28 protein-coding genes are annotated in these 25,979 nt (G+C 56.6%); 7 read left to right on the top strand and 21 right to left on the bottom strand.

The window, feature by feature from the left end; all coding sequences use genetic code 11:
- Window positions 1–169 precede the first annotated feature (169 nt).
- The 5 genes from livF to livK are packed head-to-tail and all read right to left on the bottom strand — an operon-like array spanning window position 170 to window position 5,006.
- On the bottom strand, window positions 170–883 hold the full coding sequence (gene livF / locus ACOKCT_RS19625; protein WP_103177352.1) for a high-affinity branched-chain amino acid ABC transporter ATP-binding protein LivF: 714 nt from the start codon (window positions 881–883) through the stop codon (window positions 170–172).
- A gap of 1 nt (window position 884) precedes the next feature.
- A complete protein-coding gene (livG, locus tag ACOKCT_RS19620; protein ID WP_039032512.1) occupies window positions 885–1,652 on the bottom strand; it encodes a high-affinity branched-chain amino acid ABC transporter ATP-binding protein LivG in 768 nt (255 codons plus the stop codon).
- Complete coding sequence (livM, locus tag ACOKCT_RS19615; RefSeq protein WP_103177354.1) at window positions 1,649–2,926, bottom strand: branched chain amino acid ABC transporter permease LivM; 1,278 nt, start codon at window positions 2,924–2,926, stop codon at window positions 1,649–1,651. The genes livG and livM overlap by 4 nt, the downstream gene beginning before the upstream one ends.
- Complete coding sequence (gene livH, locus ACOKCT_RS19610; protein ID WP_013099131.1) at window positions 2,923–3,849, bottom strand: high-affinity branched-chain amino acid ABC transporter permease LivH; 927 nt, start codon at window positions 3,847–3,849, stop codon at window positions 2,923–2,925. The genes livM and livH overlap by 4 nt, the downstream gene beginning before the upstream one ends.
- A gap of 47 nt (window positions 3,850–3,896) precedes the next feature.
- Window positions 3,897–5,006, bottom strand: coding sequence for a high-affinity branched-chain amino acid ABC transporter substrate-binding protein LivK (livK, locus tag ACOKCT_RS19605; RefSeq protein ID WP_103177355.1), 1,110 nt, complete (start codon window positions 5,004–5,006; stop codon window positions 3,897–3,899).
- Between the two features lie 423 nt (window positions 5,007–5,429).
- Here livK and panM point away from each other — a divergent pair, with 423 nt between their 5' ends.
- A complete protein-coding gene (gene panM, locus ACOKCT_RS19600; RefSeq protein WP_103177356.1) occupies window positions 5,430–5,822 on the top strand; it encodes an aspartate 1-decarboxylase autocleavage activator PanM in 393 nt (130 codons plus the stop codon).
- An 8-nt stretch (window positions 5,823–5,830) separates the two neighbouring features.
- On the opposite strand, the gene ACOKCT_RS19595 is transcribed toward panM, so the two are convergent.
- From ACOKCT_RS19595 to ftsY, 10 genes are all read right to left on the bottom strand, one after another.
- Window positions 5,831–6,541 carry a GntR family transcriptional regulator gene (locus tag ACOKCT_RS19595; protein ID WP_103177357.1) on the bottom strand — a complete coding sequence of 237 codons (711 nt, stop codon included), beginning with the start codon at window positions 6,539–6,541 and terminating at the stop codon, window positions 5,831–5,833.
- Window positions 6,542–6,606: 65 nt separating this feature from the next.
- The gene (locus ACOKCT_RS19590) at window positions 6,607–7,458 is read right to left on the bottom strand and encodes a hypothetical protein (protein ID WP_103177358.1); all 852 of its coding nucleotides are present in this window, start codon (window positions 7,456–7,458) and stop codon (window positions 6,607–6,609) included.
- Window positions 7,459–7,462: 4 nt separating this feature from the next.
- Window positions 7,463–8,497: an oxidoreductase gene (locus tag ACOKCT_RS19585; protein ID WP_420193798.1), complete on the bottom strand. Its 1,035-nt coding sequence runs from the start codon at window positions 8,495–8,497 to the stop codon at window positions 7,463–7,465.
- 9 nt (window positions 8,498–8,506) lie between these two features.
- Window positions 8,507–10,207, bottom strand: a complete 1,701-nt coding sequence (locus ACOKCT_RS19580; RefSeq protein ID WP_103177360.1) for a PTS transporter subunit EIIC — start codon at window positions 10,205–10,207, stop codon at window positions 8,507–8,509.
- Complete coding sequence (locus ACOKCT_RS19575; RefSeq protein ID WP_139156308.1) at window positions 10,204–10,377, bottom strand: PTS lactose/cellobiose transporter subunit IIA; 174 nt, start codon at window positions 10,375–10,377, stop codon at window positions 10,204–10,206. Before ACOKCT_RS19575 ends, ACOKCT_RS19580 begins: the two co-directional genes overlap by 4 nt.
- A gap of 498 nt (window positions 10,378–10,875) precedes the next feature.
- A complete protein-coding gene (locus ACOKCT_RS19570) occupies window positions 10,876–11,973 on the bottom strand; it encodes a branched-chain amino acid ABC transporter substrate-binding protein (protein ID WP_103791337.1) in 1,098 nt (365 codons plus the stop codon).
- Between the two features lie 297 nt (window positions 11,974–12,270).
- A complete protein-coding gene (rpoH, locus tag ACOKCT_RS19565) occupies window positions 12,271–13,128 on the bottom strand; it encodes an RNA polymerase sigma factor RpoH (protein ID WP_032614938.1) in 858 nt (285 codons plus the stop codon).
- Window positions 13,129–13,381: 253 nt separating this feature from the next.
- On the bottom strand, window positions 13,382–14,440 hold the full coding sequence (gene ftsX, locus ACOKCT_RS19560) for a permease-like cell division protein FtsX (RefSeq protein ID WP_103177362.1): 1,059 nt from the start codon (window positions 14,438–14,440) through the stop codon (window positions 13,382–13,384).
- Window positions 14,433–15,098 (bottom strand): cell division ATP-binding protein FtsE, encoded by a 666-nt coding sequence (gene ftsE, locus ACOKCT_RS19555; protein WP_103177363.1) that lies wholly within the window; start codon window positions 15,096–15,098, stop codon window positions 14,433–14,435. The genes ftsX and ftsE overlap by 8 nt, the downstream gene beginning before the upstream one ends.
- A gap of 2 nt (window positions 15,099–15,100) precedes the next feature.
- Window positions 15,101–16,618 (bottom strand): signal recognition particle-docking protein FtsY, encoded by a 1,518-nt coding sequence (gene ftsY / locus ACOKCT_RS19550; protein ID WP_420193797.1) that lies wholly within the window; start codon window positions 16,616–16,618, stop codon window positions 15,101–15,103.
- Window positions 16,619–16,755: 137 nt separating this feature from the next.
- Between ftsY and rsmD the strand changes: the two genes are divergently transcribed.
- The gene (gene rsmD, locus ACOKCT_RS19545; RefSeq protein ID WP_103177365.1) at window positions 16,756–17,358 is read left to right on the top strand and encodes a 16S rRNA (guanine(966)-N(2))-methyltransferase; all 603 of its coding nucleotides are present in this window, start codon (window positions 16,756–16,758) and stop codon (window positions 17,356–17,358) included.
- Window positions 17,342–17,623, top strand: coding sequence for a DUF1145 family protein (locus ACOKCT_RS19540; protein WP_103177366.1), 282 nt, complete (start codon window positions 17,342–17,344; stop codon window positions 17,621–17,623). The genes rsmD and ACOKCT_RS19540 overlap by 17 nt, the downstream gene beginning before the upstream one ends.
- A gap of 63 nt (window positions 17,624–17,686) precedes the next feature.
- Here ACOKCT_RS19540 and ACOKCT_RS19535 read toward each other — a convergent pair whose 3' ends face one another.
- Window positions 17,687–18,046 (bottom strand): DUF2500 domain-containing protein, encoded by a 360-nt coding sequence (locus tag ACOKCT_RS19535; RefSeq protein ID WP_103177367.1) that lies wholly within the window; start codon window positions 18,044–18,046, stop codon window positions 17,687–17,689.
- A 127-nt stretch (window positions 18,047–18,173) separates the two neighbouring features.
- On the opposite strand from ACOKCT_RS19535, the gene ACOKCT_RS19530 reads away from it, so the two are divergent.
- The gene (locus ACOKCT_RS19530) at window positions 18,174–18,800 is read left to right on the top strand and encodes a lysoplasmalogenase (protein WP_103177368.1); all 627 of its coding nucleotides are present in this window, start codon (window positions 18,174–18,176) and stop codon (window positions 18,798–18,800) included.
- Window positions 18,801–18,872: 72 nt separating this feature from the next.
- Window positions 18,873–21,059, top strand: coding sequence for a Zn(II)/Cd(II)/Pb(II) translocating P-type ATPase ZntA (gene zntA / locus ACOKCT_RS19525; protein ID WP_263950174.1), 2,187 nt, complete (start codon window positions 18,873–18,875; stop codon window positions 21,057–21,059).
- An 81-nt stretch (window positions 21,060–21,140) separates the two neighbouring features.
- On the opposite strand, the gene ACOKCT_RS19520 is transcribed toward zntA, so the two are convergent.
- The 4 genes from ACOKCT_RS19520 to tusA form a co-directional block, all read right to left on the bottom strand.
- Window positions 21,141–22,427 carry a TRAP transporter large permease gene (locus ACOKCT_RS19520; protein ID WP_103177370.1) on the bottom strand — a complete coding sequence of 429 codons (1,287 nt, stop codon included), beginning with the start codon at window positions 22,425–22,427 and terminating at the stop codon, window positions 21,141–21,143.
- 10 nt (window positions 22,428–22,437) lie between these two features.
- Window positions 22,438–22,947, bottom strand: a complete 510-nt coding sequence (locus ACOKCT_RS19515; protein ID WP_103177371.1) for a TRAP transporter small permease — start codon at window positions 22,945–22,947, stop codon at window positions 22,438–22,440.
- A 12-nt stretch (window positions 22,948–22,959) separates the two neighbouring features.
- Window positions 22,960–23,931: a TRAP transporter substrate-binding protein gene (locus ACOKCT_RS19510; protein WP_103177372.1), complete on the bottom strand. Its 972-nt coding sequence runs from the start codon at window positions 23,929–23,931 to the stop codon at window positions 22,960–22,962.
- A 259-nt stretch (window positions 23,932–24,190) separates the two neighbouring features.
- Window positions 24,191–24,433: a sulfurtransferase TusA gene (gene tusA, locus ACOKCT_RS19505; protein WP_103177373.1), complete on the bottom strand. Its 243-nt coding sequence runs from the start codon at window positions 24,431–24,433 to the stop codon at window positions 24,191–24,193.
- 167 nt (window positions 24,434–24,600) lie between these two features.
- Between tusA and ACOKCT_RS19500 the strand changes: the two genes are divergently transcribed.
- Window positions 24,601–25,266: a 7-cyano-7-deazaguanine/7-aminomethyl-7-deazaguanine transporter gene (locus ACOKCT_RS19500; RefSeq protein WP_103177374.1), complete on the top strand. Its 666-nt coding sequence runs from the start codon at window positions 24,601–24,603 to the stop codon at window positions 25,264–25,266.
- Between the two features lie 72 nt (window positions 25,267–25,338).
- The gene (locus tag ACOKCT_RS19495) at window positions 25,339–25,896 is read left to right on the top strand and encodes a DcrB family lipoprotein (RefSeq protein ID WP_103177375.1); all 558 of its coding nucleotides are present in this window, start codon (window positions 25,339–25,341) and stop codon (window positions 25,894–25,896) included.
- Between the two features lie 4 nt (window positions 25,897–25,900).
- Here the strand turns inward: ACOKCT_RS19495 and ACOKCT_RS19490 are convergent.
- The coding region (locus tag ACOKCT_RS19490) for a hypothetical protein (RefSeq protein WP_420193809.1) at window positions 25,901–25,979 on the bottom strand (79 nt) is incomplete at its 5' end.

The following is a 25,979-nucleotide window of genomic DNA, read 5'->3' as shown; positions in this document are numbered from 1 at the left end:
GACAGAAAAATAACCGTTTGTTTACAGAGATATGACAACAGGGCGTCAGGGGGATGATGGTTGTGTGAAGGGGTTTATGTGAAAAAGCCGGGTGGCGGCTTCGCCTTACCCGGCCTGGGCGATCCCGTAGGCCCGGTAAGCGTAAGCGCCACCGGGCAATAGAGACGGCTCAGCCGCCTAAATACGCGCTCCGCACCGCCTCGTTCGCCAGCAGCGCGTCGCCGGTGTCTTCCAGCACCACCCGACCATTCTCCAGCACGTAGCCGCGATCCGCGAGCTTCAGCGCCTGGTTGGCGTTCTGCTCCACGAGGAAGATGGTCATCCCCTCGCTGCGCAACTGCTCGATGGTGTCGAAGATCTGCTGAATGATGATCGGTGCCAGCCCGAGCGAGGGTTCGTCGAGCAGCAGCAGGCGCGGCTGGCTCATCAGCGCACGGCCAATCGCCAGCATCTGCTGTTCCCCGCCGGACATGGTGCCCGCCCGCTGAATACGGCGTTCAAACAGGCGCGGGAAGAGGTCATACACGCGCTTGATGCGGGTCTGGAACTGTTCGCGCTCGGCAAAGAAGCCGCCCATCGCCAGGTTCTCTTCTACCGTCATGCGGGAGAAGACGCGCCGTCCTTCCGGGACAATCGCCACCGCTTCACGCATGATTTTTGCGGTCTGCCAGTCGGTGATGTCTTTACCGTCAAAGACGATACGCCCGCTGGTGGCGCGCGGGTCGCCGCACAGGGTGCCGAGCAGGGTGGTTTTCCCCGCGCCGTTGGCGCCAATCAGGGTGACGATTTCGCCCTGATTGATGTGCAGACTGACGTCGTGCAGGGCCTGGATCTTGCCGTAGTGGGCATTAACCTTGTCAAAAGATAACATCGCTTTTTCCATCTTATGCCTCACCCAGGTAAGCACGGATCACGTCCGGGTTGTTGCGGATCTCTTCCGGCGTGCCGTTCGCCAGCGGCGTCCCCTGGTTCACCACGTAAATACGATCCGAAATGCCCATCACCAGCTTCATATCGTGCTCAATCAGCAGGATAGTGGTGTCGTGATGGTTACGCAGCTCGACAATCAGTTCGTCCAGCTCTTTGGTCTCTTTCGGGTTAAGCCCTGCCGCCGGTTCGTCGAGCATCAGGATCTCCGGCTGGGTCACCATGCAGCGGATAATCTCCAGACGACGCTGATCGCCGTAAGCGAGGTTGCTCGCCTGGCGGTTGGCATGCTGAAGCAGGCCGATACGATCGAGCCAGGTGGCGGCGCGATCTAATGCTTCGTCCTGGGCACGGCGAAACGCCGGGGTTTTCAGCAGGCCGGAGAAGAGCCCGGTTTTCAGCTGCTGATGCTGGGCTACCAGCAGGTTTTCAATTACCGTCATCTCGCGGAACAGACGCACGTGCTGGAAGGTACGCACCACGCCCATGCGGGCAATCTGCTGGCCCGGCAGCCCTTCCAGGTGCTGGTCGCGCAGCATGATGGTGCCGCCCGTCGGCTTGTAGAAACCGGTCAGGCAGTTAAAGACCGTGGTCTTACCGGCACCGTTCGGGCCGATCAGCGACACAATCTCTTTTTGATGCAGATCCAAAGAGACATTGTTGACCGCCAGCAGGCCGCCAAAACGCATCATCAGGCCGTTAACGGATAATAATGGCTGACTCATGCCTGCTCTCCTTTTGTCTGCCCGTTCTTCAGCTTCAGCTGCGGACGGGTCATCGGCAGCAGACCCTGCGGACGCCAGATCATCATCAGCACCATCAAACCACCCAGCATCAGCATGCTGTATTCGTTAAAGTCGCGCATCAATTCACGGGAGACCACCAGCAGGATCGCCGCGAGAATAACCGCGAACTGCGAGCCCATCCCGCCCAGCACCACAATCGCCAGCACGAAGGCGGATTCCGCAAAGGTGAACGACTCCGGGCTGACGAAGCCCTGACGCGCGGCAAACAGCGTTCCGGCAAAACCGGCAAACGCGGCGCTGATGGTAAAGGCAGTCAGCTTGATGCGGGTCGGGTTCAGGCCCAGGGAGCGGCAGGCGATCTCATCTTCACGCAGCGCTTCCCATGCCCGCCCCAGCGGCATACGCAGCAGGCGGTTAATCACGAACAGGGTGAGAACCACCAGCAGCAGCGCCACCAGATAGAGCCAGATCACGCGGTCGGACGGGTCGTACTTCACGCCGAAGAAGTTGCTGAAGGTGTCCCAGCCGCCTTCACGGGCGGAACGGCTGAACTCCAGGCCGAAGAAGGTCGGTTTCGGGATCTGGCTAATGCCGTTCGGGCCGCCGGTCACTTCGGTATTGTTGAGCAGCAGGATACGGACGATTTCGCCGAAGCCTAAGGTCACAATCGCCAGATAGTCACCGCGCAGGCGTAGCACCGGGAAGCCGAGCAGGAAACCGGCGGCAGCAGAGACCAGCCCCGCCAGCGGCAGACAGGTCCAGAAGCCAAGACCGTAATAGTGGTTCAGCAGGGCGAAGGTGTAGGCGCCGATGGCATAGAAACCGCCGTAGCCCAATACCAGCAGGCCAGAGAGCCCCACCACTACGTTCAGGCCGAGGCCGAGGATCACGTAAATCATGGTCAGGGTGGCGATATCCACCGTCCCACGCGAAACCACGAAGGGCCACGCCACGGCCGCCACCAGCAGCGCCACGAGGAACAGCTTCTGTTTAACGGTTGAGCCGTCGATAGCCGGCAGAACGAACTTCGGCCCGGAGACGCTTTTCAACGTCTTCTGGAAAACCGGACGCAGCAGCTGGAAGAAGAAGACCACTGCGGTGCCAACAAAGACCCACTGCCAGCGGATATCCGACGCGGAATCCACCACCAGCTTAGTGCCGCTCAGCTCCAGCTGAACGCCCATAAAGACCGCCGCCAGCACGAAGAACATCGCCGCAGAGAGCAGTGCCATAGCAAAATGCATCGGTTTCATACTTTCTCTACCTCCGGACGACCCAGAATACCGGTAGGCATGACCAGCAGAACCAGAATCAGCAGGGCAAACGACACCACATCTTTATATTCGGTACTCAGATAGGCCGAGGAGAGCGCTTCGGCCACGCCCAGAATCAGGCCGCCGATCATCGCGCCCGGAATACTGCCGATACCGCCCAGTACCGCCGCGGTGAAGGCTTTCATCCCGGCCATAAAGCCGATGTACGGGTTAATCACGCCGTAGAACTGACCGAGCAGAACACCGGCAACCGCCGCCATCGCCGCACCAATCACGAAGGTCAGGGCAATCACGCGGTCGGTGTTGATACCGAGCAGGCTCGCCATTTTCAGATCTTCTGCACAGGCGCGGCAGGCGCGACCCATGCGGGAGTAGCGGATAAACAGCGTCAGGGCCAGCATCGCAATAAAGGTCACAACCCAAATCACCAGCTGCATGGTGGTGATGGAGGCGGAGAAGTTCTCGCTGGCACCGACAATCCACTGGCCGTTAAACAGGCTTGGCAGCGCCACGTCGCGCGACCCTTCGGTGAGGCTGACGTAGTTTTGCAGGAAGATGGACATACCAATCGCGGAGATCAGCGCAATCAGACGCTTGGAGCTACGCACCGGGCGGTAGGCCACCCGTTCGATACTCCAGCCGTAGGCGCTGGCAATGACAATCGCCCCGACAAATCCGGCGGCCACCAGCAGCCAGCTACTGTCGATGCCCATCATCATCAGCGCGGCGATAATCATAAAGGAGACATAGCTGCCGATCATATAGACCTCGCCGTGGGCGAAGTTGATCATGCCGATAATGCCGTACACCATCGTGTAACCGATGGCGATCAGTGCATAGGTGCTTCCCAGCGTGACGCCGTTAAACATCTGCTGCAGAAAATAGAGAAACTGCTCGGACATAAGGTAACCTTTCTATTCCCGCCCGGTCCTGCCGGGCGGTGGGATAATTATTTGGCGGCCGAGGATGAACCGTCGGCGTGCCACTTAAAGACACCAAACTCAAATCCCTTCAGATCGCCTTTCTCATCCCAGTTCAGCGGCCCAATCACGGTGTTAGCCCCGTGTGCTTTTAAATCTTTAATCAGATCCTGCGGCGCTTTGCTGCCGGTACGATCCATGGCGGTAGCCAGAGACTGTACGGCGGCATAGGTGATCCAGACGTACGGACCACTCGCATCTTTCTTCTCGGCTTTCAGGGCGTTAACGATAGCGCTGTTCGCCGGATCCTGGTCATAGCGTTTTGGCATCGTCACCAGCATGCCTTCGCCCGCATCGCCTGCAATGTTCGACAGGGAGGCGTTACCTACCCCTTCCGGCCCCATAAACTGGGTTTTCAGGCCGATAGCGCGCGCCTGGCGCAGCATCTGCCCCATTTCCGGGTAGTAGCCGCCGTAGTAGACGAAATCGATGTTCTCTTTTTGCAGACGCGCCAGCAGTGCGGAGAAGTCTTTTTCGCCTGCGGTGATGCCGTCGAAGAAGACCACATTGGCGCCGCCTTTTTTCAGGCCATCCTGTACAGAGCGGGCCAGCCCTTCGCCGTACTGCTGCTTATCATGAATGATGGCAATACGCTGCGGCTTCACGCTCTCGAGAATGTACTTCGCCGCAGTCGGCCCCTGTGAAGAGTCGAGCCCTGCGGTACGCATGATGTACTGATAGCCGCGCTGGGTCAGCTCAGGGTTAGTGGCGCCCGGCGTGATCATCAGAATGCCTTCATCCTCGTAGATATCGGAGGCAGGCTGGGTGGAGGAAGAGCAGAGATGGCCAATCACATACTGAATGCCATCGTTCACAATTTTGTTGGCAACGGCCACGGCCTGTTTCGGGTCGCAGGCATCGTCATATTCCACACCGACCAGTTTGTCGCCTTTTATGCCGCCTTTGGCGTTGATGTCTTTAATTGCCTGGCGCGCGCCGTTGAACTCCATATCACCCCACTGGGCAACCGGACCGGACAACGCACCTACCACAGCAACTTTAATATCCTCCGCCATGGCCGCCTGCGAAACTGCCAGTGCAACCATTCCCGCGATCAATGTCTTCGCGTTCCTTTTCATTGATGAATCCCCATTCGTGACGTGATGTATATATTTTGTTTTATTATGGTTAAAAAGCATTCTGTACTTTTATTAAACAACGCAACTTTTGCTATTGCCTTTAATGGTTTAGCACAGTTTTTTCACAAAAATCAGAGTAAAATCTCTATATTTCAGGTGATTAAGCAAAGATAATATTCTGAAATCAGGCAGAGATAAACAACTAAAAGTACAAATTGCAGCATAAAATAACGGTACAAAGAGCGGAATAAAACGCTGCCTTTTAGGTTAATATTCTGCTTATTTTTCGATCCCTGCGTTTTCTGGCTGCACATTTGGCTGCTAAAAAAGTAATCACCTGGAGAATGGATTGAAAAAGGAGAAGCCGCCAGCAGGATAAATTGAGTACACTGCCTGTACTTTTTTTACGTGGATAAGCTGCTAATGAAACTGACTATCGTTCGTCTGGTGACCTTTAGCGACCAGGATCTTATCGATCTTGGCAAAATCTGGCCGGAATACTCCCCCGCCTCCCTCACCGTTGATGATACCCATCGAATTTATGCTGCGCGCTTTAACGAGCGGCTGTTAGGCGCGGTGCGCGTCACGCTGAGCGGGACGGAAGGCGCGCTGGACTCCCTGCGCGTGCGTGAAGTCACGCGTCGTCGCGGCGTAGGGCAATATCTGGTTGAAGAGGTGGTGCGCGATAACCCGAGCGTAGCCTCGTGGTGGATGGCGGACGTGGGCGTCGAAGACCGCGGCGTGATGGCGGCCTTTATGCAGGCGCTGGGGTTCGTGGCGCAGCAGGATGGATGGGTCCATCACGGGCAGGAATAAACCCGGCCTTAATTGTATTTAATAAACTCGGTGGCGAATTTAAACCGGTTATAGCGGTGAGTGGCGACCGAGTATTCAAACAGCTTACCGTTATCTAAATAGGCGGTCTGCTCAACGTGAATAACCACCTCCGGCTCTGCCAGCTGCAATAGCTGGCTTTGCTGCTCATCAGCTATGGAGGCGGTGATCATCATATGGCTGCTGTGGATCTGATAGCCCAGCGCGTCGGTAATATAGCTATATATGGAGTCCGCCACGTTGGCATAGTTGAGGCCTGGAATAACGTTCACCGGCATAAAGGTTTTTTCGATAATGGCCGGCACGTCGTTAATAACCCTGACGCGAAGGATCGAATAGACCATCTCATCGCCACCAAGCTGGAGCTTTTCCTGCACGTCGGCCGGGGCGGGAATGGCGGAAAAAGCAATTACTCGCGTTGTTATTGTCTCGCCTGATTCATCACAGCGCGCTTTCGTGCCCTTCAGATGGCTATTAATTGACGAGGTATTAAACGGTAATTTAACAAAAGAGCCGAGACCTCTTTTTCTGACGACCAGCCCCTCTTTAACCAGAATATCCAGCGCCTTGGTAATAGTCAGTTCGCTGCAATCAAAAAGCAGTGCGAATTTCTTTCCTTCCGGCAGCTGGCTATTCTGTGCGTAATAGCCAGAAAGTATTCTTTTTTTAATCTCTTTATATATTGCAAGATACTTCGGCATTCTGACCACAATACAGACCTATAAACATAGGCCTGTTATACTATAAATACAGGTAGATAGAAATCTCAACGCCTTATAGATGAGGCCATTCGAACCCAGGTGTGCCTCTTTCCTCTTACGGCAATCGACAGGCGGTAAATCGCTTCCGGGTCGGCTATTCCCGCGCAGCCAGCATCCCCAAAGCTATGGATGTCGCTGCCGCAGCGCTTGCTGGCAAGACCAATCTGGCTCACCGTTGCGCCGTCTGCCCCCTCCTGACTGGTACTGATGGTGGTGATAGCCAGCGCACCCGCCAGGTGTACGGCATCAACGATCGCGCTCACCTCCCCCTCACGGCTCCCCTGACAGGTTCCTGGTGCGGGGATCACTACCGCGTGGGCGCCCGCCGCCGCGTACTCCGCATATTCCGCCGCCGCCATCAGCCCCCGGGCGCTGAACTTTGCCACCATGATAAAGCCAGGGAAGTGCGCCTTCGCAAGGCTTATCGCCTGAAGCATGCTGTGCCGATCCACCCCCGGCTTGTCGTAGCCGGTCAGGCAGAGGAAATCCGCACCCTGCACCTGTTCAAGCGCGTGCCGCGACAGGCTGCGCGGGTTATCGGCGTCGTTTTCGGGCGTCACCTCAAGGCTGACGCCCACCAGCCTGCCGGTAAGGGCTTTGACCTGCTCAATTCCCCCCGCCACGGGCGCTCCGGCGACCACATGGGTGGCGGTATTGTATCCCTTGAGCAGAACCATATCGGCACCAAACGCCGCCACCAGCTCGGCATTGGTGACGTCCGGGTAGAGTGGCGGGGTTTCCGCCGCCACTTCGGCGAGCACGACCCGCCCCTCAGAGGCGCGAATAGCCGCCACTAACTCTTCTGCTTCAGACTGACGCTGAAAATCGGATGCCCGACAATTTAATATCCGTTTCATAGTATTAATCCAAATCGATAACGAAAGGCGTGGCGCGGCTAAAACCGCCCTCAAGTATTTCCAGGTTGGTCAACATATCCTGCTCGCTGACGTAATTGGCGGCACCGTTCATTATGGTGTCGTAGAGCGCGTCATACACCCGGCCATAATCGCCGCGCACCGCAGGCACCTCGCGCTTAACCGTCTGCTGCTCCTCATTCAGATATTCAATAATGCCCGGCTGGTTATTGGCACAAAATGTCGGGTGGTCCGGCATGATATTCTCTTTCAGGTAACTCTCCTGCTGGTCGATCTGCATCTGAATAAAGGAGCCGCGGGTGCCGTGAACGATAAATCGCGGATAGGGCGTCATCACCAGATGGCTGGTTTTAATGATCGCCTTCAGGTCGTCGTAATAGAGCTGGGCTTCAAAGGTATCGTCGGGATTTTGCTTCAGCCGCAGGCTACGGATGTCATAGGCTACCTGGCGCGGCCGGCCAAACAGCGCCAGCATCTGGTCAAGGGTGTGGATCCCAAGGCCATAAAATGCGCCGTTGAAGGGGTGGTTAACCTGCGGCTGCGCCTCGGGGCGGAAATAGTCGAAGTGGCTCTCAATTTCCACGATATCCCCGAGCAGGCCGCTCTTAATTACCTGCTGCACGGTCAGGAAACAGGAGTCGAAGCGGCGGTTCTGAAACGGCGTGACGGTGACGCCGTGCTGCTTCGCCAGCGCCAGCAGCGTCTTCGCCTCGTCCAGCGTGGTGGTGAACGGCTTCTCGACCATGACGTTTTTGCCGTGCTCGATACAGGCCTTTGCCCAGGAATAGTGGCTGTCCGGGTGGGTGCAGATAACCACCAGGCGGATGGTGTCATCCGTAAGGATCTCGTTAACTTCACGGGTAAAAGTAATTCCGCGGTATTGCGGCCGGGACTCAATCTCCGGCTTAGCGACAATATCGTAAATCGTTTTCACACGATATTTATCGTTGCGGATCAGGACGTAGGGCAAATGGTAGCGGGTAGCACTTTTACCAAAGCCAATAAATGCGCAATTAATCATATAACTTCCTTATTTTAACAACGTGACGGCATGCTCAATGAGCGCCTGACCATCCATATTTGAAAAATGCTGCGGGTTAACCCGCGCCACGAGGCAGCGATCTCCTGCCGTTTCCCGAACGTTGCTTTCCATATAGGTAAGCTGCGGCGAGAGGAGTATCAGGTCAGCTTTTTGCACGGTTTCTTCGAGGTTGCCGATATGGGTGGCGCTAATCGACGCGGTACAGTGGATGCTCTCTGCATATTGCCGCATCTTTTTTGCCACCAGCGAGGTGGACATGCCCTCGTTACACACCAGCACGATGGTTTTATTGTCCAGCGGGTGGGCCTCGCCCTCGCGCAGCGGCTGCGCGATTGCCGGTTCTGGCTGAGGATCTGCTGGCGGCGTCGTGGCGATGGTCTCGATGACCTGCTGCGCTTTTTTCGCGCTGATTGAGCGCTCATAGGCCAGCAGGAAGGGAAGGTAAATCACGACCCCAACCCCAATCAGGATAATTTGCAGCACCACGTTGCGCAGATCGCCCCCCGATCCCAGCCAGCCGGAAAGCAAAGGCGGTACCGACCAGGGCACGTAGGCGACAATATGCGATACCCAGCCCCAGGCGGTGGCGTAATAGGCGATGATAAAGTTTATCTGCGGGTAGAAAATAAACGGGATCATCATCAGCGGGTTGAGGATCACCGGCAGGCCAAAAATCACCGGCTCGTTGATATTAAACACCCCAGGGGCAATCACCGTTCTGGCGAACTTTTTATGGCTGCTCATGCGGCTGCGCAGCAGGATCGCCAGCAACAGCGCCAGCGTTGAACCCGTTCCGCCCATGTGACCATACAGGTCGCGAAACGGCAGCACGATAATGTGCGGCGGCGGCAGGCCAGCGGCGAAGGCGGCCATGTTCTCCTGCATGGCGACCAGCAGCGGCGGCTCCAGTACCGGGTTGATAATACCTGAGGGATGAATACCCAGCGAAAACAGCAAGTTCGTCAGGGTGGTTAAGGTAATAAAGCCCGGCAGGCTGGTGGTCAGATGGACCAGCGGCTTTTGCACCAGGGTCTGGATCAGCGCAAACAGCTCGGTATGCGTCAGGCTGGTAATGGCAAAGGTGGCGACGGAGAAGAAAGCCACGGTGATCATGATGGCAGAGAGGGCGTTAAACGACTGCTGCACCATAGGAGGCACCTCCTCTCCCAGCGAGATCCGCAGCGCCGGGGAGCCGGAGATCTTCAGAAAAATGCTGGTAGAGAGAAAGGCGCACAGAATCGCCAGAAATACCCCACCCGCGTTGGTCTGCGCGTAGGGCACCACGCCCGTCACACTCACCGTCTCGCCGGTGGCAGCGGTAACGGAGGCGGTGACCGGCATCAGCACAAAAAAGCAGGCCAGCGAAACCATCGCGGCAATGATCGGGCTTTCGAACTTACGCTTGCTGGCCAGCGAATAGGCCACCAGCACCGCCAGCATAATGGACAAAATGTTCATGGTGCCGTTCAGCGCCCGCTCGCCGATCCCCCGCCACTGCACCATGGTGTCGGCAGAGAGCACGTGACGCATAAAGCCGTTGGTATCAAGAAAGACGTAGTTGACCATAATAAAAAGCCCGGCCAACACTAAAAACGGGATAGCGATAATAAAGCTGTCGCGCAGGCTGCGCAGATGCACCTGGCCAGCCAGTTTTTGCGAAAAACCGGCTATCGTATCTAAAACCGTCATGATCTGCCTTCCGCTCTGTTCTGGTGGACCTTTTTCGCCCCGGCTAACAGACGCTGCACCTGATCATGATCCTGTCGTTTCGCCCCCTGAAGCGCAGCGAAAGCCAGGCTGTTGCAGCTGCCGGCATGGGTAATCAGCCCCGTAATCATTCCTTCGTAATTTTCTGGCATAGGTATTCTCCCTTTATGCAAAACCCCTGTTTTTGTGCAGAGCGGCAATAAGTTATTCGCGGATAAATGCCATTTGGGCGCAGGCGGGCCAAACGCTATCGGCAAAGCGATATTGTCTATTATCCTCAGCAATTATTTATTGTCGTAATAAGCGGCAAATATAAGGCTTTAACAGAAAAATATTTAAAGCGCAGTTGCACGCCGTAGCGGTCGTCGGAATCATTGCCGTCGCGCTGCAAGTTATATACATCCCATTGTATTAACGAGCTGTATATATCAAAATAAATTTTTAAAGTTATCCATATATAAAACGTTATCCATCAGCCTGCAATAGCGACATATTAAAACTATATAGTTTTAAAAAATAAGGTATATGATCACATTTTATGAGATTAGAAAGAGGGAATAGCAGCGAGCGCTAAGCGGCGGGGATGATGCCAGAGGAGAGAATTCGAGAAGATAAGAAAAGGGCGAGCGTTTCATCGCTCGCCCTGAGGATTATTTGGCGTCGGTCGCCGTACCGTTGGCATGCCAGTCAAACACGCCGAATTCAAAGCCTTTCAGGTCGCCTTTCTCATCCCAGGAGAGCGGCCCCATTACGGTTTCAACGGAGTTCGCTTTCAGCCAGGTAGCGATGTCAGCCGGTTCAGCGGACTGATTCAGGCCCGCCTGCAGGGTTTGCAGCGCAGCGTAGGTGGTCCAGACGAAGGCACCGCTTGGATCCTGTTTCTTCGCCTTGATGGCGTCTACGATCGGTTTGTTGGCAGGAACCTGGTCGTAGTTCTTCGGCTTGGTCACCAGCAGGCCTTCAGCAGATTCACCGGCGATGTTAGACAGGGAGACGTTCGCCACCCCTTCCGGACCCATGAACTGCGTTTTCAGACCGGCAGCGCGAGACTGACGCAGGATCTGGCCCATCTCCGGGTGATAACCCCCGTAGTAAACGAAATCGATGTTCTCTTTCTTCAGGCGCGCCACCAGAGTAGAGAAATCTTTCTCACCGGCAGTGATACCGTCGAAGAAGACCACGTTAGCGTTCGCTTTTTTCAGGTTGTCCTGCACGGAACGCGCCAGGCCTTCACCGTACTGCTGCTTGTCATGGACAATGGCGATACGCTTCGGCTTCACTTTCTCAACGATATATTTCGCTGCGGTTGGGCCCTGGTCAGAGTCCAGCCCGGTGGTACGCATGACCATCTTATAGCCACGGGAGGTCAGCTCCGGCGCGGTAGCCGCTGGGGTGATCATCAGAATGCCTTCGTCTTCGTAGATGTCAGACGCGGGCTGCGTGGAAGAGGAGCAGAGATGGCCGATAACGTATTTGATGCCGTCATTCACCACTTTGTTGGCAACCGCAACCGCTTGTTTCGGGTCGCAGGCATCATCATATTTTACGATCTGCAGTTTTTCGCCTTTGATGCCGCCCTTGGCATTAATGTCGGCAACCGCCTGCTCTGCACCAGTGAATTCCTGGTCGCCGTACTGGGCTACCGGACCGGACATTGCGCCGACAACGGCCACTTTGATATCAGCCTGAGCGGTGCCGAAAGCCAACGCGATACATCCTGCCAGTAAGGCTTTACCCTTCATATTCATCCTGAGAATCCCCATTGTGATGGTTATTGTGTTTGTTGTGATGTTGTTTTTTGGCGCTTTATTTCAATTATGCGTCTGCCGTGCGCGCCTTTTCAGCATACTCTGCTAAAACATACCCCATTTTTATCGAATTGGAATAGCTATTTTGTAATGTATATAAGGTAAGCGAGGCTTTAACGAGTCAGCACACGGCATCAGGTAACTGTTTGCCAGGAGGGGAGTATTTGCCAGTACGGGCGCTAAAAAAACAAAACCCCCGAATTTGCATTCGAGGGTTATCGGGGAACTTCGCGAGGATTACGCTTCGATAGCGGCGCGAAGTTTTTTCATGGCGTTCTTTTCCAGCTGACGCACACGTTCAGCGGAGACACCATAGCGGTCGGCCAGCTCCTGCAGGGTGGACTTGTTGTCTTCGTCCAGCCAGCGGGCACGGATGATATCCTGGCTACGCTCGTCAAGGCCTTCCATTGCATAGGTCAGCTTGTTGGCGGCCTGCTCCTCCCAGTTATCATCTTCAATGCCGTCGGCAAAGTTAGATGACTTATCCTGCAGATAGAGGACCGGGGCCATCGGCTGGCTGTCGGAGGCATCGTCGTCAGAGGACATATCAAAGGTCATGTCCTGCGCGGCCATCCGCGATTCCATCTCACGCACGTCTTTGCTGGAGACGCCCAGCTCGCGGGCAACCATTTCCACTTCGTCCTGGTTGAACCAGCCCAGACGCTGCTTGGTTTTACGCAGGTTAAAGAACAGTTTACGCTGTGCTTTGGTGGTGGCGACCTTCACGATACGCCAGTTACGCAGCACGTATTCGTGGATTTCCGCCTTGATCCAGTGCACAGCAAAGGAGACCAGACGCACACCCACTTCCGGGTTGAAGCGACGCACCGCCTTCATCAGGCCAATGTTACCTTCCTGGATCAGGTCTGCCTGCGGCAGGCCGTAGCCCGCGTAATTACGAGCAACGTGAACAACAAAGCGCAGGTGAGACAGGATCAGCGTCTTAGCTGCTTCCAGATCGCCCTGGTAATGCAGCTTTTCAGCAAGCTCCTTTTCTTCCTCGGCCGTCAACATCGGCCAGGTGTTAGCGGCCCGGATGTAAGATTCCAGGTTACCAACAGGGGCTAAAGCTAAAGTTTGCATTTCTTTGGTCATTCATTCCTCTCAATCAATTTTTCTGGCGGCGGTTAGTCCCCATCAGGCAACGAACATGCCAGAATTAATGAGCAACGAGAATATCACTCACTCTTTTATCAGACAGTGATTTTATCCACAAGTTCCGAGTGAAACTGTGAATAAATTACGCACAAAATGTGACGTGAAGATGATGATGCGGGTCAGAGTCAACGAAAGGCTCTTTCCCTGCACGGTGATTCTCAATGCAGGGAAAGATTATACCAGAGATTTTTTAGTCAGGGGTAAAGTGACGTAAATGTTGCACGGTTGCTAACCAGGCCGCTATCCAGCCGATCATCGAGCAAACCAGCAGCAATAAGAGGCACTCGTCAAAGGATAAACCGCTGATATTAAACTTAGTTCCAAAAACCTGCGCCACTTCGGTTACCGCGGCGGAAAGTCGCATCACCAAAATTTCTGACAAAATCAGTGAAAGAAATGCACCGGCAAAACCGAGCAGTGCGCCGCCATACAGGAACGGACGCAGGATGAAGCCATCGGTGGCGCCGATCAGCTTCTGTACGTTAATGGTGTCACGACGGGCAAAGATGCTCAGGCGCACGCTGTTGCCGATAACGAGGAACACCGCCGCTACCATCAGCACGCCGATCATCGCCGCAACGCGCCCCACAAGGCCCGTCAGCGCCGTCAGACGGGCGAACCAGCTGTCGTCCATCCGCACCTCATCAATGCCGTGAATACGGGAGACGCGATCGCGCAGGGTGTTTAGCGACTCGGTGCCCTGGAAATCGAGTTTTGGGATCACCACCGCCACCGCAGGCAGAGGGTTCTCTTCCAGCATATCCAGCGCGCCGCCAAACCCGGACCAGTTACGGAACTCGCCCAGCGCGTCTTCCCGCGACAGGTAGTTCACCTTCTCAACCCCCTGCTCGGCCTGTAGCTGACCCACAACCTGGGCAGCGGCGTTATCGTCGAGGGATTTATCGAGATAAACGGTGATCTGCGGAGAAGGATAGTACTGCGACGCCGCCTGATTAACGTTTTTATAGACCATGTAGCAGACGCTGGGCAGGGTCAGGGAGATGGCGATCACCATGACCGTCAGGAAGGTGGCGAACGGTTTGCTTTTCAGATCCTGCAGCGCGCCCTGGAAGGCGTAACGCACCTGCTCGTTAAACACGTTGGTTTTGCGCGAGTTGGGTCTTGGCGCGGATTTGCTGCGCTTCGGCGCATTGCGGTTGCCCTCTCCCGGGCCGCCTGCCGATTTACGAAAACGGTCAAGTTTGCTGCCAAACTGCCGCATCTGGTTCATTGCGTCACGCTTATTCACCGAGGCCTCCGTGCAAATGACCGTCGCTGAGCGTCAGCATGCGGTACGAACGACGAGCAATCAGCCCCATGTCGTGCGTCGCCATCAGTACTGTCACCCCCACGCGGTTAAACTCCTCAAACAGACGCAGGATCCCTTCGGAAAGGGCGTCGTCCAGGTTACCGGTCGGTTCATCCGCCAGCAGCACCGCCGGTTTATTCACCACCGCGCGGGCAATGCCCACGCGCTGCTGTTCACCGCCGGAAAGCTGGATAGGGAAGTTCTTCGCTTTGTCCAGCAGCCCGACCTTATCCAGCGCCGCCGATACGCGACGACGAATATCATCCCCGCTGGCGCCCGCGATAATCAGCGGGATCGCCACGTTGTCGAAGACCGTGCGGTCCATCAGCAGATGGTGATCCTGGAAAATCATACCGATCTGCCGACGCAGAAACGGCACTTCGCGGTTTTTCAGGCGGCTGATGTCGTGGCCACTGAACCAGATTTTCCCGGCGCTTGGCCGTTCGATCCCACAGATAAGCTTGAGCAGGGTGCTTTTCCCCGCGCCGGAGTGGCCGGTCAGAAATGCCATCTCGCCCGGCTGCAGGTGGAATGTCACTCCCTGCAGCGCTTGTCTCCCACCGAGATAGGCCTTGCTGACATGTTCAAAGCGAATCATTGTTAATCCTCTCGGGCAAAAAGTGCCTCAATAAAGTCGCCCGATTTAAACGGACGTAAATCTTCGATACGTTCGCCAACACCGATGTAGCGGATAGGAATACCAAACTGATCCGCTACCGAGAAGATCACCCCGCCTTTCGCGGTGCCATCCAGCTTGGTCAGCGTGATCCCGGTCAGTCCTACCGCTTCATGGAACAGCTTCGCCTGGCTGATGGCGTTCTGTCCGGTGCTGGCATCAATAGTCAGCATAATTTCATGCGGTGCATCTTCGTCCAGCTTTTTCATCACGCGGACGATCTTCTTCAGCTCTTCCATCAGATGCGATTTATTCTGCAGACGCCCTGCGGTATCGGCAATCAGGACATCAACATTGCGCGCTTTCGCCGCCTGAATTGCATCGAAAATCACCGATGCGGAGTCTGCGCCGGTGTGCTGGGCAATCACCGGAATATTGTTGCGCTGGCCCCACACCTGCAGCTGCTCAACGGCGGCAGCACGGAAGGTATCCCCCGCGGCCAGCATCACCGATTTACCCTGCTGTTCAAACTGACGCGCCAGCTTGCCGATAGTGGTGGTTTTACCCACGCCGTTTACGCCCACCATCAGAATAACAAAAGGCATTTTGCCTTCAATATTAAGCGGTTCGTCAACTTTTGCGAGGATTTCACCCATCTCTTCTTTCAGCAGGCCGTAGAGCGCTTCGGCATCGCGCAGCTGTTTACGGCTGGCGCTCTCCGTCAGGCTGCTGATGATTTTGCGGGTGGTTTCCACGCCAACATCGGCAATCAGGAGCTGTTCTTCCAGCTCTTCAAAGAGATCATCGTCGATTTTCTTGCCGCGGAACAGACTGATAAATCCGGAACCGAGGTTCTCTTTGGTTTTGATCAGGCTGCGTTTCAGGCGCGCGAAGAAACCTTCTTTGGTCGGCTTTTCCTGCTCCTGAACAATCTCTTCAACCGGCTCGTTCTCGTCGGCGACCGGGACAACCATCACCGCCTCTTCTGCCGCCTCAGCCGCCAGCGCCTGCGCTTCGAGCTCTTCGTCGCTGATCGTCTCTTCTTCGGTTTCTTGCAAATACTCTTCCGGGATCGCCTCTTTACTCTCTTCAGCGATCTCTTCCGGCAGCGGTAATTCTTCATGCTCGACAGCCTGCGGCGGGACCGCCTCCGCGACCGGCTCGACAATCTCCTCGACCGCGACAGGTTCTGGCTCAACGGCGACAGGTTCTGGCTCAACGGCGACAGGCTCCGGTTCAACCGGCTGCGGTTTTTCACGCTCCTGAACCTGCTCTGTGACCTCAACCACCTCTTCAGCAAAGGCTTCAGTCTCTTGCGGGCTGTGGGTGCGCGCTTCTGCTTCTACGTCAGCGACGGTTTCAACAGGGGTTTCAGGCTGCGGCTGTTCAACCGCTGCGGGCTGTTCTGCGCTCTGTTGTTCTTCGTTCTGCTGCTCGGTTTCCTGCTCTTTTTGACCAAATCCCAGCCAGGAAAAGAAGCCACGTTTTTTCTCTTTTGCCATCTGCGACTACACCCCTCGCGGTTAATTACTGGCGCTATATACATGGAAGCTAAAAAAATGATGAAATAGTTTATCACTTAACTTAACGCACATCACCGCCTGCAAACGCAGGCCGTACGAGTGACCTGAGCAACAATATGAAGAAACCCAACCGTGCTGCCGCGGGCCAAATTCGTATTATCGGTGGCCAGTGGCGTGGCCGTAAACTTCCCGTCCCGGACAGCCCCGGCCTGCGCCCGACCACCGACCGCGTCCGTGAGACGCTGTTTAACTGGCTGGCACCTTCAATGGTAGATGCCCGATGCCTGGACTGCTTCGCCGGAAGCGGCGCGCTCGGCCTTGAAGCCCTTTCACGCTACGCCGCCAGCGCCACGCTGCTGGAGATGGATCGCAGCGTCGCCCAGCAGTTGCAGCAAAACCTGGTGACGCTGAAAGCGGCGCACGCCCGCGTCGTTAACACCAACACCCTCGCGTTTCTGGCCCAGGCGGGCACCCCGCACGATGTAGTATTTGTCGATCCGCCGTTTCGCAAAGGGCTGCTGGAAGAGACGCTGTCGCTGCTGGAAAACAACGGCTGGCTGGCGGATGATGCGCTAATCTACGTCGAGAGCGAGGTAGAAAACGGTTTACCGCCGGTGCCCGCCCACTGGGATCTGCACCGGGAGAAAGTGGCCGGCCAGGTCGCCTATCGTCTTTATCACCGTCAATCACAAGGAGAGACTGATGCCGGTACTGATTAATCTGGGTCGTTTGCTGATGCTGGGGGTCTGGGCATTTTTGCTCCTCAACCTCGTCCACCCGTTCCCACGCCCGATGAACATTTTTGTTAACGTGGCGCTGATTTTTACCTCGTTTATGCATGCCCTGCAGATGGTGATGCTAAAAAACGGCTTACCGAAAGACGGTCCGCAGATGACCGGCTGGCAGCAGGCCCGCGTCTTTATCTTCGGCGTGTTTGAGCTGCTGGTGTGGATGAAGAAATTTAAAGCGCAGGCGAAGAAGTAACCTGCGGCCTTCTGCCCGGTGGCGCTGCGCTTACCGGGCCTACGTTTCGTGCGGGCTGGCTGACTACGGCGCCGGATCAAACCCCTCAAACCGTGACCCCTTGTAACGCAACGTTCCTTTATCCCCCACCGTCAGCTGATGGTACTGCTTCTCGTCGAGGCGAAAGGTCATCTCCAGACCGCCGCTTTCCGGCTTAAAGCTCGCTTCATAGCGCATGCTGGTGCCGGCAGGCGTAACCTGCTGCTGACGCGATCGACGATCGTTTAGCGCTTTTTCCCGTTTATTGCTCACCACCACCCGCTTTTGCAGCAGCGGCGCGGCGTCGTTATCGGCCTTTTCCCGACGCTGCTGCACAAAGCGAAATGACGCGGCAACGACGATAATTGCCAGAACGATAATAAAAAAGAGCGGCATCTTGCTCATTAGACAATCCTTAAGACCAGGCTGAAATCAGGATAGCGTGCCACGCTGTGCATTGCTATTGGCCCGTCTGCACCACTACACTGAAGTGAAACTGTTTATTCAACAATAACAGATACAGGGACTTAATATGCTTTGGTCATTTATCGCTGTCTGTTTCTCCGCATGGCTGTATGTCGATGCGTCCTACCGCGGCCCTGCCTGGCAGCGCTGGCTGTTTAAACCCGTCACCCTCCTGCTGCTACTGCTGCTGGCCTGGCAGGCGCCGATGTTCAACGCCATCAGCTACCTGGTGCTCGCAGGGCTCTGCGCATCGCTGGTGGGCGATGCCCTGACCCTGCTGCCGCGCCAGCGCCTGCTCTATGCCGTGGGGGCGTTTTTCTTATCGCATCTGCTCTACACCATCTATTTCGCCAGCCAGATGACGCTCTCCTTCTTCTGGCCGCTGCCGCTGGCGCTGCTGGTCGTTGGCGCGGTGCTGATAGCGGTGGTCTGGACGCGTCTGGAGGAGATGCGCTGGCCAATCTGTACGTTTATCGCCATGACGCTGGTGATGGTGTGGCTGGCAGGTGAGCTGTGGTTCTTCCGTCCGACGGCCCCGGCGCTGTCGGCTTTCGTGGGGGCCACGCTCCTGCTGCTGAGCAATATTGTCTGGCTGGGCAGTCATTACCGTCGCCGTTTCCGCGCCGATAATGCCATTGCCGCCGCCTGCTATTTTGCCGGGCACTTCCTGATCGTGCGTTCGCTCTATATTTAACGCTTGACTCTGGAGTCGACTCCAGAGTGTATGCTGCGGTTAATGAGAAAATTATCATTGCCGGAGAGTGCCATGTCGACTCCAGAAACACCGAAAAAAGTGCCGCAGTTCGCGGCGCTTAAACTCGCCCCCCTTCCTGCTAAAGAGGCCTGTTGTAGCGTGGATCACACTCCACCGCAGGCCGAAACCGTGCTGCCTGCCGAGGGCGAGCGTTACAGCTGGGTGGTCAATGGCATGGACTGCGCCGCCTGCGCGCGCAAAGTGGAAAACGCCGTTCGCCAGGTGGCGGGGGTGAACCATGTCCAGGTGCTGTTTGCCACGCAAAAGCTGCTGGTTGATGCCGCAAGCAACGTCAGCGGCCAGGTCGAGGCCGCGGTAGTGAAGGCAGGCTACACGCTGCGCAATGAAAACGCGCCGGTCGAAAAATCCTCCATGCTGCGCGATAACCTCCCGCTCCTCACGCTGATAGTGTTGATGGCCCTGAGCTGGGGTCTGGCGCAGGTTAACCCTCCCCTCGGCAATATCGCCTTTATCGCCACCACGCTGGTCGGGCTCTGGCCGGTGGCCCGTCAGGCGCTGCGTCTGATGAAGAGCGGCAGTTGGTTCGCCATTGAGACGCTGATGAGCGTCGCCGCCATCGGGGCGCTGTTTATCGGTGCCACGGCGGAAGCGGCGATGGTGCTGCTGCTGTTTTTAACCGGCGAACGGCTGGAGGGCTGGGCGGCGAGCCGGGCGCGCAAAGGGGTGAGCGCGCTGATGGCGCTGAAACCGGAAACCGCCACGCAGATAATCAACGGCGAGCGCAAAACGGTGCCCATTGCCGGGCTGCGCCCGGGGGATGTGATCGAAGTCGCCGCTGGTGGACGCCTGCCCGCCGACGGGACGCTGCTTACCGCCGCCGCCAGCTTTGATGAAAGCGCCCTCACCGGCGAGTCCATCCCGGTCGATCGCACCGCGGGCGAAAAGGTGCTAGCGGGAGCCACCAGCGTCGATCGTCTGGTCGAGCTGACGGTCTTGTCGGAGCCGGGCGAGAGCGCCATCGACCGCATCCTGAAGCTGATTGAAGAGGCGGAAGCGCGCCGCGCCCCGGTGGAGCGCTTTATCGACCGCTTCAGCCGCCTCTATACCCCGGTGATTATGCTCATCGCCCTGCTGGTTGCTGTAGTGCCACCGCTGCTGTTCAGCGCGCCCTGGGAGGGCTGGATCTACAAGGGGCTGACCCTGCTGCTGATTGGCTGTCCATGTGCGCTGGTGATCTCGACGCCAGCGGCGATCACCTCCGGGCTGGCAGCCGCAGCGCGACGTGGCGCGTTGATTAAGGGCGGCGCGGCGCTGGAGCAGCTGGCGCAGGTGCAGCGGGTGGCCTTCGATAAAACCGGTACCCTGACGGTCGGCAAACCTCAGGTGACGGGCATTTATCCGCTCGACAGCGGCGAAAACGCCCTGCTGGCGCTGGCGGCGGCGGTAGAGCAGGGTTCCACCCACCCGCTGGCGCAGGCGATTGTGCGTGAAGCAAAAGCCCGCGGCCTGACGATTGCGGCGGCGACCGCGCAGCGGGCGCTAATGGGCTCCGGGATTGAAGCCGAGGTCGCGGGCAGTAAAGTGCTGATTTGCGCCGCGGATAAATTCCCTGCCCCGCACCTGGCGGTGCAAACCACTACCCTGGAGCAGGCCGGACAGACGGTGGTGATGGTGGTTCAGGAGGGCGTGGCCAAGGGACTTATTACGCTGCGCGACACCCTACGGGATGATGCGAAAGAGGCCGTGCAGGCCCTGCATCAGCTGGGGATCAAAGGTGTGATTCTCACCGGGGATAACCCGCGCGCCGCCGCGGCCATTGCCGGCGAACTGGGGCTGGATTTCCGGGCGGGGCTGCTGCCCGCCGATAAAGTGCAGGCGGTGACGGCGCTGAATGACACCGCGCCGCTGGCGATGGTAGGAGACGGTATTAACGACGCCCCGGCAATGAAGGCGGCAACCCTTGGCATTGCAATGGGCAGTGGCACCGATGTGGCGCTGGAGACCGCCGACGCGGCCCTCACCCACAACCGCCTGAGCGGGCTGGCGCAGATGATCAGCCTCGCGCGCGCCACCCGCGCCAATATCCGGCAGAATATTACTATCGCGCTGGGGTTGAAGGGAATTTTCCTGCTGACCACCCTGCTGGGCATGACGGGATTATGGCTGGCGGTGCTGGCGGATACCGGGGCGACGGTGCTGGTGACGGCCAACGCGCTGCGGTTATTGCGCCAGAGGTAAGAAAAAGCCCGGTGGCGGCTGCGCCTTACCGGGCCTACGATTTTCCAGGCCGGGCAAGCGCAGCGCCGCCCGGCCCCATCGTTACTGCATTCCCAACGTGTGCGGCAACCACAGCGATATTGCCGGAATGTAGGTCACCATCCCTAACACTATCAGCAGCATGGCATAGAACGGCAGCATCTCCTTCACTACGGCTTCGATCTTCTGCTTGCTCACCGCGCTGGCGACAAACAGCACCGAGCCTACCGGCGGGGTAATCAGGCCGATCCCGAGGTTAACCATCATGATCATGCCGAAGTGCACCGGATCGATACCCAGGGCGTTGGTCACCGGCAGCAGGACCGGCGTCAGGATCAGGATGATCGGCGCCATGTCCATCAGGGTGCCAATCAGCAGCAGCATGATGTTGAGGTACATCAGAATGACGTACTTGTTATCCGACAGCGACGTAAAGAATGCGGTGATGCGCATCGGCAGCTGCATGTAGGTCATCACCGCGCCAAAGGCCGCGGCAAAGCCAATCAGGATCATCACGATGGTGACCGTTTTGACCGTGCGGCACATCAGCTTCGGCAGCTCGTTCCACTTATAGTCGCGATAGATAAACATGGTGACGAAGAAGGCCCACAGGCAGGCGACCGCCGCAGACTCCGTTGCGGTAAAGATACCCGACAGGATCCCGCCGAGAATAATCACCACCGTCATCAGGCCCCACAGCGCATCCAGCATGGTTTTTAACGCCTGCTTGAACGGAATGCGCTCCCCTTTCGGGTAGCCGCGCTTGCGCGCGAAGCATAAACAGAGCGCCATCAGCCCCATGCCCAGCAGCAGACCCGGCAGTACGCCCGCGATAAACAGCGTGGCGATAGAGACCGTGCCGCCTGCCGCCAGGGAGTAGATCACCGAGTTGTGGCTCGGCGGGATCAGAATCGCCTGCACAGAGCCGCTGGCGGTGACCGCCGCCGCATATTCGCGCGGATAGCCCTTCTTCTCCATCTCCGGGATCATCACGGTCCCGATGGAGGCGGTATCCGCCACCGAGGAGCCGGAAATAGCGCCGAAAAAGGTCGAAGCGACGATATTCACCAGCGACAGCCCGCCGCGAATAAAGCCGACAAAGATATAGGCGAAGTTAACCAGCCGCCGGGCAATGCCCCCTTCCGCCATGATCGCCCCCGCGAGGATAAAGAACGGGATCGCCAGCAGGGTAAATTTGTTCACCCCGCTGGTGATTTGGATCATTAATGCTTCAAGCGGCAGATCAATCCACAGCGCGCCAGCCACGGCGCTTAAGCCGACGGCAAAAGCCACCGGCATCCCCAGCGCCAGCAGAATGGCGAGGGTGAATAACAAAACAAAGGCATCCATTGTTCACCCCTTAACTGTGGTTGCCGATCAGCACGACCGGGCGACTTTCCTGAGAGCCAAACAGCAGGCGCTCAAGCACAAACAGGATCAAAATCGCCGACCCCACCGGCAGCGGCAGATAACTTTCGCCGGAGGTCAGGATCGGAAACTCCGCGACCGGCTGGTCCCAGAGTTCAATGCACAGCAGGTAGCTGTACCAGAACATGATGCCGGAGATGACCAGCATCAGCAGATCCACCACCCGTGCGCAGACCGTTTTCAGTGAGTCTGGCAATCTGTCTGTGAGCATGTTCACCGCAATATGTGAGCCGGCGCGGTAGCTCACCGCCGCGCCGATAAAGGTGAACGTCACCATGCAGATAATGGCAATCGGCTCCGGCCACGACTCACCGCGGTTGAGTACGTAGCGCGAAAAGATGCCAATCGGGATAACGATGGTCATCACCAGCAGCGACAGCCCGGCAATGGCCATCGCCAGCAGGTAGAGACGGTCCATCCATTTCAGATAGAGTTCGGACATAAATACTCCGGCTTACTTAACGTCAGCGATGGCTTTCATCAGATCCTGATGTTTTTCACCATACTGGGCGCGCACCGGCTCGGTCGCTTTAACGAACACCGCCTTGTCGATGTCGTGGAACTGCACGCCGCCCGCCTTCATCTTCGCCAGCGCTTCGTCGTTGTAGGCCTGCCACAGCTTACGCTGCTCCATCTGCGCTTCACGGGCCAGGGTCTTAATTTTTTCCTGCTCGTCGGCGCTCAGCTTGTCCCACTTCACTTTGGAGTAGAGCAGCATTTCCGGAGTGATAAAGTGGCCGCTCAGGGTGTAGTTTTTGGCCACCGGCATGTAGTTGTGGGCGATATAGGTCGGTGGGTTATTCTCAGCGCCGTCGATAACGCCGGTCTGCATGCCGCTGTAGACTTCACTTACCCCCATCGCCACCGAGTTGGCGCCCATATCTTTCAACGTCGCCAGCGCCACCGGGCTGCCCTGAACGCGGATTTTCTTACCTTTCAAATCTTCCGGTTTAACAATCGGATCTTTGGTGATCAGGTTACGGGTGCCGGAGTCCATCCAGCCGAGGAAGACCAGCTTCGATTTCGGGTTCGCCGTCAGTTTTTCGCCGATCTGCTTACCGATGTCGCCGTCGATCACTTTGTGCATATGGTCTTCATCGCGGAATACATACGGCAGGGTAAAGACTTCGATATCCGGCAGGATGGCCGCAACCGGCGCCATGGAGACGCGGATCATATCGATGGCGCCCATCTGCGCCTGCTCAATCATCTGCTTTTCATCACCCAGTACGCCGCCAGGGAAGACTTTGATCTCCAGCTTGCCGTCGGTTTGTTGTTTAAGTTTTTCACCCATATGCTCCACCGCCACCACGTTCGGGTAGCCTTCAGGATGCACATCAGCAGCTTTAATGGTTTGAGCAGAGACAGAGGCAGCAAAAGCAGACAGACACAGAGCGGCCAGCAACGGCTTGATGGTCGTTTTCATTGAGTCAACTCCAGGGTATGAGGTAAGCGTTGGAACGGCGTTTTAGTTTTCAGCTTCAAAACTAGCCTAAGGCCTGGAAAACGAGGGTGAAGCGCCTCACAAAAAAGCGCTAAAATTTGAAACAATGGTTCAAATTGGTGATGGAGTTCAAACGAATGGCCTTTCAGGCCCGTGCAGGAGGGCGTGCCGGAGGGCGGCTACGCCTTACCCGGCCTACGCGTAGGCCCGTGCAAGCGCAGCGCCGCCGGGCAAAATGGCATTAGCCTTTGCGGATCAGATAGCGATAGGGCAGCGAGGCGGTTTCCTGTGCCAGCAGCTCATGTTCCATAAAGGTACAAAAGCCGGGAATATCGCGGGTGGTGGCCGGATCGTCGGCAATAATTAATAGCGTCTCGCCGGTTTGCATCGTGCGCACGGTTTTGCGCACCATCATCACCGGTTCCGGGCAGCGCAGGCCCTGGGCGTCAAGAGTATGGTCTGGGCTGGAAAACAGATCGGTCATCGTCGTCTCGTTCAGATAAAAAACGGCAGTAGTTTACGCCCCAGGCCGGGCAAAGCAAACCAGGTTAACGATTGCGTAAAAATTAGCCGTTGCAAAGCACAATGAAAGCAGTATGATGCGGCCGGTTTATTGGGTTCCCTCACCCCAACTCTTAAAAAGGTCACAATATGACGCAGTTCTCTCAATCGCAGCGCGTAAAAGCGTTGTTCTGGCTTTCGCTTTTCCATCTGCTGGTGATTACCTCCAGTAACTACCTGGTACAGCTGCCGATCTCCATTTTTGGTTTTCATACCACCTGGGGCGCGTTCAGTTTCCCGTTTATCTTCCTTGCGACCGATCTTACCGTCCGTATCTTTGGCGCACCGCTCGCCCGACGCATTATTTTTGCCGTCATGCTTCCGGCGCTATTTGTGTCATACGGGATCTCCTCGCTGTTCTATATGGGAAGCTGGCAGGGCTTTGAGGCGCTGACGCACTTTAACCTTTTTGTCGCCCGTATCGCCGCCGCCAGCTTTATGGCCTATGCGCTGGGGCAGATCCTCGACGTGCATGTCTTTAACCGCCTGCGCCAGAACCATCTCTGGTGGATGGCGCCGACCGCCTCCACGCTGTTTGGCAACGTCAGCGATACGCTGGCCTTTTTCTTTATCGCCTTCTGGCGCAGCCCGGATGCGTTTATGGCCGAACACTGGATGGAAATTGCCCTCGTGGATTACGCCTTCAAGGTGCTTATCAGCCTGGTCTTCTTCCTGCCGATGTACGGCGTACTGCTGAATATGTTGCTGAAAAGATTCGAGGATAAATCTGAAATTTCAGCATTACGGGCAGGTTAAAGGTTCCCCTGAACAGTTGTGATAAGATGGATTGATGCGCCGTTATGGCCGTTTATCGAAAGGAAGAATGTAATGCGCAATCTGGTTAAATATGTCGGGATTGGCCTGCTGGTGATGGGGCTTGCCGCTTGTGATAACAGCGACACGAAAGCACCTGCTCAGGCTGCGTCTGCGGAAAGCAACGCCACGGGTCAGCCGGTCAGCCTGATGGATGGCAAACTCAGTTTCTCACTGCCCGCGGATATGACCGATCAGAGCGGCAAGCTGGGTACGCAGGCGAACAATATGCACGTCTATTCCGATGCCACCGGGCAGAAAGCAGTGATTGTGATCGTCGGCGACGACACCAGTGAAGACCTGGGCGTGCTGGCGAAACGTCTGGAAGATCAGCAGCGCAGCCGCGACCCGCAGCTGCAGGTGGTCACCAACAAAGCCATCGATCTGAAAGGCCACACCCTGCAACAGCTGGACAGCATCATCTCTGCCAAAGGCCAGACCGCTTACTCCTCCGTGGTGCTGGGCAAAGTGGACAACAAGCTGCTGACCCTGCAGATCACGCTGCCTGCTGACGACCAGCAGAAAGCGCAAACTGCCGCAGAGAACATCATCAATACCCTGGTGATTCAGTAAGTCATCACGATGAAATGGCCTCCTCCGGAGGCCATTTTTTTAGCCGCCACGTCAGCAGTAACGCCACCGCCACCAGCCCCGCC

The sequence above is a fragment of the Leclercia sp. M-A074-M genome (assembly GCF_965195605.1).
Classification (GTDB): Bacteria; Pseudomonadota; Gammaproteobacteria; order Enterobacterales; family Enterobacteriaceae; genus Enterobacter.
Note: the sequence above shows the minus strand (reverse complement) of the source record. Positions and strands in the feature narration are given on the sequence as shown.